Origin of the sequence: Pantoea sp. 18069 (genome assembly GCF_902706035.1) — a bacterium.
In the GTDB taxonomy this organism is placed as follows: domain Bacteria; phylum Pseudomonadota; class Gammaproteobacteria; order Burkholderiales; family Burkholderiaceae_C; genus Comamonas.
In genome coordinates, this window is sequence record NZ_CACSJA010000070.1 from 1 (window position 1) to 4,281 (window position 4,281).

A 4,281-nucleotide genomic window follows, 5' to 3' on the forward strand; every position below is an offset into this window, starting at 1 on the left:
TGGTCCTGACCAAGGCCGAGCTCGAAGCACTGTCGAGCACTCCCAAGACCCTCTCCACGGAGTACGGCGCGCTCGAACTCAAGGGCTATGCACAGGCCGCCGATGGCAGCATCACGCTGAGCTACACGTATACGCTGCAAGTCGCTCCCGATATTTCCGGCACCGACACCAGGGACGACTTCACGGTCCAGGCCAAGGACCGCGATGGCGACAGCCACAGTGCCACAGTCTCCGTCAAGATCGTCGACGACGCACCAGAGGCCTCCAACGACACCGCTACCGTAGACAACGGCAGCAACACCGCCACCGGCAATGCCCTGGGCAACGACACCCTCGGTGCCGATCGCGATACGCTGGTCTCGGCCATCGCTTCCGACAATGTCTCCGACAACACTGTCGTGTCCAACCCCGATGGCTCGTTCACCATCGAGGGCGAACATGGCACGCTGACGATCCAGCCCGATGGCGCGTATGAGTACGTGCGCAACAACGGCGAGCCCCTGACGGCCACCGATGTGTTCACCTACACCATCACCGACAAGGACGGTGACACTTCCAGCGCTTCCATCACCATCACCATCGCGGACAACACCCCCGTGGTGACGGACAAGGACGGCAATCCCCCCGTACTGGTCCCTGTGGATCCCTCGGACCCCACAGGTCCTGCCCGTCCCGTGATCAAGCCCGATGGCAGCGTCAGCGAAGGCGGCCTGCCCAACGGCAGCGACCCGGATTCGGGCAGCAATATCACCACCGGCACCATCACCCTGGTGCCCGGCGACGACACCACCACCGTCACCATCACACCGCCTGGCGGCAGTGCGGTGACCCTGGTGCCTGGCGTCAACCCACCCATCACAACACCGCAAGGTGAAGTGACCGTGACATATACGCCCGAAGACCCGGTCGCCGGCACGCCACCCACCATCACCTACGAGTACGAACTCAAGACCCCCGTGGACGACACCAGCAAGTCGCCCACCGATGAGTTCGACGTAACGGTGACCGACAAGGACGGCGACAGCACCACCGTGACCGTGGTCGTGGACATCACCGACGATGTGCCGCTGGCCGCGGATGACACCAACAGCATCGAGGAAGATGCAACAGCACCGGTCATGGGCAATGTCATCCTTGGCGGCACCGGCAATGCCGGCAAGGACACCCAAGGCGCCGACGGCGCAACGGTCTCCGGCGTAGCCGCCGGCGACAAGGCTGCCAATGGCGACACGGATGTCGCCGGGCAGGTCTCAATCGACGTCGAGGGCCAATACGGCACCCTGGTGCTCGATGCCGATGGCAGCTACAGCTATGCGCTGGACAACACCAACCTCGACGTTCAGGGCCTCACAAGCGGCGAGTCCCTCACCGAGACCTATACCTACACCATCACCGATGCCGATGGCGACACCTCCACCGCCACGCTGACCATCACCATCCACGGCACCGACGACGGTGTCACCGTGACCATTCCGCCGACAGCCACCGATACCGCCACCACGCCCGATGGCAATGCCAGCGACCTGGTGGTGTTCGAGAGCGGCCTGACCGACGGCAGCCAACCCGGTGCCGGCGACATCACGGTGGACTCCACCATCGAGCTCAACGCACTCGATGGCCTGGACCCCGATGAAGCGCTCACACTCACCTATACGGGACGTGATGGCAGCCCGGCAACGCTGGTCCTGACCAAGGCCGAGCTCGAAGCACTGTCGAGCACTCCCAAGACCCTCTCCACGGAGTACGGCGCGCTCGAACTCAAGGGCTATGCACAGGCCGCAGATGGCAGCATCACGCTGAGCTACACATATACGCTGCAAGTCGCTCCCGACGTTTCCGGCACCGACACCCGGGACGACTTCACGGTCCAGGCCAAGGACCGCGATGGCGACAGCCACAATGCCACCGTCTCCGTCAAGATCGTGGACGACGCGCCAGAGGCCTCCAACGACACCGCCACCGTAGACAACGGCAGCGACACCGCCACCGGCAATGCCCTGGGCAACGACACCCTGGGCGCCGACCGCGATACGCTGGTCTCGGCCATCGCTTCCGACAATGTCTCCGGCAACACTGTCGTGTCCAACCCCGATGGCTCGTTCACCATCGAGGGCGAACATGGCACGCTGACGATCCAGCCCGATGGCGCGTATGAGTATGTGCGCAACAACGGCGAGCCCCTGACGGCCACCGATGTGTTCACCTACACCATCACCGACAAGGACGGCGACACCTCCAGCGCTTCCATCACCATCACCATTGCGGACAACACCCCCGTGGTGACGGACAAGGACGGCAACCCGCCCGTGCTGCTTCCTGTCGACCCGGCAGACCCCACGGGCCCGACCCGTCCCGTGATCAAGCCCGATGGCAGCGTCAGCGAAAGCGGCCTGCCCAACGGCAGCGACCCGGACTCGGGCAGCAATATCACCACCGGCACCATCACCCTGGTGCCTGGCGACGACACCACCACCGTCACCATCACACCGCCTGGCGGCAGTGCAGTGACCCTGGTGCCTGACCAGCCCACCAAGATCACGACACCGCAAGGCGAAGTGACCGTGACATATACGCCCGAAGACCCGGTCGCCGGCACGCCACCCACCATCACCTACGAGTACGAACTCAAGACCCCCGTGGACGACACCAGCAAGTCGCCCACCGACGAGTTCGACGTGACGGTGACCGACAAGGACGGCGACAGCACCACGGTGACCGTGGTCGTGGACATCACCGACGACGTGCCGGAAGCCTCCAACGACACCGCCACCGTAGACAACGGCAGCAACACCGCCACCGGCAATGCCCTGGGCAACGACACCCTGGGCGCCGACCGCGACACCCTGGTCTCGGCCATCGCTTCCGACAATGTCTCCGGCAACACTGTCGTGTCCAACCCCGATGGCTCGTTCACCATCACGGGTGAACATGGCACGCTGACGATCCAGCCCGATGGCGCGTATGAGTACGTGCGCAACAACGGCGAGCCCCTGATGGCCACCGATGTGTTCACCTACACCATCACCGACAAGGACGGCGACACTTCCAGCGCTTCCATCACCATCACCATTGCGGACAACACGCCCGTGGTGACGGACAAGGACGGCAATCCCCCCGTACTGGTCCCTGTGGATCCCTCGGACCCCACAGGTCCTGCCCGTCCCGTGATCAAGCCCGATGGCAGCGTCAGCGAAAGCGGCCTGCCCGACGGCAGCGACCCGGACTCGGGCAGCAACATCACCACCGGCACCATCACCCTGGTGCCCGGCGACGACACCACCACCGTCACCATCACACCGCCTGGCGGCAGCGCGGTGACCCTGGTGCCTGACCAGCCCACCAAGATCACAACACCGCAAGGTGAAGTGACCGTGACGTATACACCGGGCAATGGCACGGACGCCCCCACCATCACCTACGAATACGAACTCAAGACCCCGGTAGACGACACCAGCAAGTCGCCCACCGATGAGTTCGACGTGACGGTGACCGACAAGGACGGCGACAGCACCACGGTAACCGTGGTCGTGGGCATCACCGACGACGTGCCCGAGGCCGCCAACGACACCGCCACCGTAGACAACGGTAGCAACACCGCCACTGGCAACGCCCTGGGCAACGACACCCTGGGTGCCGACCGCGATACGCTGGTCTCGGCCATCGCTTCCGACAATGCCTCTGGCAACACCAGCGTATCCAACCCCGATGGCTCGTTCACCATCACGGGTGAACATGGCACGCTGACGATCCAGCCCGATGGCGCGTATGAGTATGTGCGCAACAACGGCGAGCCCCTCACGGCCACCGATGTGTTCACCTACACCATCACCGACAAGGACGGTGACGCCTCCAGCGCCAAGATCACCATCACCATTGCGGACCACACGCCCGTGGTGACGGACAAGGACGGCAACCCGCCCGTGCTGCTTCCTGTCGACCCGGCAGACCCCACGGGCCCGACCCGTCCCGTGATCAAGCCCGACGCCAGCGTCAGCGAAAGCGGACTGCCCAACGGCAGCGACCCGGACTCGGGCAGCAACATCACCACCGGCACCATCACCCTGGTGCCCGGCGATGACACCACCACCGTCACCATCACACCGCCTGGCGGCAGTGCAGTGACCCTGGTGCCTGACCTGCCCACCAAGATCACGACACCGCAAGGTGAAGTGACCGTGACGTATACACCGGGCAATGGCACGGACGCCCCCACCATCACCTACGAATACGAACTCAAGACCCCGGTAGACGACACCAGCAAGTCGCCCACCGATGAGTTCG

1 protein-coding gene is annotated in these 4,281 nt (G+C 64.3%); it reads left to right on the forward strand.

Annotation, left to right across the window (positions count from 1 at the left end):
• The coding region (locus tag GVL12_RS25480; RefSeq protein WP_200844083.1) for a VCBS domain-containing protein at window positions 1–4,281 on the forward strand (4,281 nt) is incomplete at both ends.